This is a genomic window from Halorubrum sp. SD612, assembly GCF_002135005.1.
Genome location: NZ_NEWI01000235.1, coordinates 1 through 2,949, shown reverse-complemented (window position 1 = coordinate 2,949; position 2,949 = coordinate 1). Strand labels below are relative to the sequence as shown.

The 2,949-nt window shown below is 72.3% G+C and carries 2 protein-coding genes; both read left to right on the top strand.

Annotated features, from left to right (window positions below; all coding sequences use genetic code 11):
• Positions 1 to 1,985, top strand: a 1,985-nt coding sequence (locus tag B9G38_RS15690) for a helicase-related protein (RefSeq protein ID WP_086220996.1), incomplete at its 5' end; no start/stop codon positions are given.
• 77 nt (positions 1,986 to 2,062) lie between these two features.
• Positions 2,063 to 2,949, top strand: an 887-nt coding sequence (locus B9G38_RS18840; protein ID WP_143415526.1) for a DUF373 family protein, incomplete at its 3' end; no start/stop codon positions are given.

The following is a 2,949-nucleotide window of genomic DNA, read 5'->3' as shown; positions in this document are numbered from 1 at the left end:
CCGCCGACCCCACCGAGATCGAGCTCCACCACGGCTCGCTGTCGAAGGAGGTCCGGATCGACGTGGAGGACCGGTTCAAGTCGGGCGAGCTCGACGGGCTCGTCTGTACCTCCTCGATGGAGCTCGGGATCGACGTGGGGCGCGTCGACCACGTGGTCCAGTACGGGAGCCCCCGCGAGGTCGCCCGCCTGCTCCAGCGCGTCGGGCGCGCGGGGCACCGCCGCGACCTCGTCTCCGAGGGGACCGTCGTGACGCAGGGCGGCGACGACGCGCTCGAGGCGCTGGCCATCGCGCGGCGGGCGGGCGAGGAGCTGGTCGAGCCCGCGAACATCCACCACGGGAGCCTCGACACGGTCGCGAACCAGATCGTCGGGCTCGTGATGGACGAGGGGGAGGTCCACGCCCGCGAGGCGTACGAGACCGTCACGAACGCCTACCCGTTCGCCGACCTCTCCGAACCCGAGTTCCAAGAGGTCGTCCGCGAGCTGGACGGGAACCGCCTGCTGTGGCTCGACGAGGAGACGGACACCCTCGAGAAGTCGGGCGGGACGTGGCAGTACTTCTACGCGAACCTCTCGATGATCCCCGACGAGGCCACCTACGAGGTGTACGACATGTCCTCCAGACGCGGCATCGGCACCTTAGACGAGCAGTTCGTCGTCAACTTCGCGGGGCCGGGCGAGACGTTCGTCCAGCGCGGCGAGATGTGGAAGATCACGGAGATCGACGAGGAGGAGGAGCGCGTGAACGTGACGCCGATCCCCGACCCGACCGGCGAGGTCCCCTCGTGGGTGGGCCGGGAGATCCCCGTCCCGAAGCCCGTCGCGGAGGAAGTGGGAAGGATTCGCGGCGAGGCCGCGGCCGCCCTGGAGGCCGGCTCCACCCCCGAAGCGGTCGCGGCAGACCTCGCCGAGCGCTACCCGACCGACCGGGAGACCGTCGCGAGCGCGCTGAAACCGGTCGTCGACCACGTCGAGGCCGGCCACCCGACTCCCACGGACGAGCGGATCGTGATCGAGGGGAGCGCGCGCACCGTCGCCGTCAACGCCGCGTTCGGCCACGAGGTCAACGAGACGCTCGCGCGCCTGCTCGCGGCGCTCGTCGGCCAGCGCGCGGGGTCGTCGGTCGGGATGGACGTCGACCCCTACCGGATCGAGTTCGAGGTCCCCGGCGGCGTCGACCCCGGCACGTTCCGCGAGGTGCTGGAGACGACCGACCCCGAGCGCTTAGAGGCGTACCTCGAACTCGCCGTCAAGAAGTCGGACGCGCTGAAGTTCACGCTGGCGCAGGTCGCCGCGAAGTTCGGCGCCGTCAAGCGGTACAAGGAGGGGCGAGGGAAGTTCGGCGGCGACCGCCTGCTCGCGGCCTTAGAGGACACCCCCGTCTACGACGAGGCGCTCCGCGAGGTGTTCCACGCCGACCTCGCGGTGCCGGAGACGGCCGACCTGCTCGCGGGGGTTCAGGAGGGAGCGCTCGACCTCGCGATCGCCCGCGAGCGCACCCCGCTCGGCACCGCGGGCCGCTCCGCCGGCACGGAGTTCCTCGTCCCCGACAACGCCGACGCCGACGTGATCGAGACGGTCAGAGAGCGGATTCAGGACGACCGCGTCATCCTCTTTTGCCTCCACTGTACGGACTGGAAGCACACGACGAAGGTCCGGCGCGTCCGCGACCAGCCGGAGTGCCCGGAGTGCGGCTCGACCCGGATCGCGGCGCTGAACCCGTGGGACGACGAGACCGTCGCCGCGGTGCGCGCGCCCGAGAAGGACGACGAACAGGAGCGCCGCACCGAGCGCGCCCACCGCGCCGCGAGCCTCGTCCAGACGCACGGGAAGCGGGCGGTGATCGCCCTCGCCGCCCGCGGCGTCGGCCCCCACAACGCCGCGCGGATCATCAACAAGCTCCGCGAGGACGAAGACGAGTTCTACCGCGACGTGCTCCGCCAGGAGCGCGAGTACGCGCGCACCCAGTCGTTCTGGGACTAAGCCGGCGGGCGCGGACCGACGACGGCGTCGCGTCCGGCACGGCCGTTTTTAAGTGTCGCACGAACGAACCGAGTGACATGGACCTCTCCGCCGCCGTCACGGCAACGACAGCGACCCTCCGCCGACGCCCCGCCGACGTCCTCCCCTTCTACCTCCTCGGCACCGCGGTCCCGGTGATCGCCCGCCTCGGCGCGTTCGCCGCGCTCGCGGGGATCTACCTCCACCTCGAACTCACCGGGCGGCTCGCGGCCGCCGGCGACGCGCTCGCCGGGGTCGAGCCGCCGCCGGACACGCAGGACCCGGAGGCGCTTCAGGCGTGGGCCGAGGGGTTGACGCCCGCGTTCGAGCCCCTGCTGACGCCGACCGTCGGGGTCCTGTTCGCCGCCGGCGTCCTCCTCACGGTCGGTCTCGCGATACTCGCGTACGCCGTCGTCTCGGCCGGGCAGCTCTCGGCAGTCATCGCGAGCCTCCGCGACGAGCGCGGACTCGTCGGGGGGATCGCGGGCGCCCGATCGCGCTGGCTCACGTTCCTCGGGCTGTACGTCGCCGAACTCCTCCTCTGGGTCGCCGTCCTCGCGCTCGGCTCGATCGCGGTCGGCGCGGCGTTCCTCGCGAACCCGTTCCTCGGGGCGGCGGTCGCGGTCGGCGCCCTCCTCGTCGGCTTCGTCGCCCTCGCGCTCGTCCGGATACTCTTCGCGTTCGCGCCCGTGGCCGTCGTCGTCGACGACGCCGGCGTGGTCGGAGGCGTCGAGGGCGCGGGCGGCTTCGTCCGCTCGAACCCGGTCGACGCCGCCGCCTACCTCGTGGTCGCGATCGGCACGCTGGTCGCCGTCGCGTCGGTCGCCGGCTGGGAGGCCGTCCGGTCGCTGGTCACGGACGCCGGGCTGGACGACCCCGAGGACGCCAGCGTGAACTGCCTGCTGGAGTCGCTTCGCGTCGCGCGCGACCTCAGGGACGAACGCGA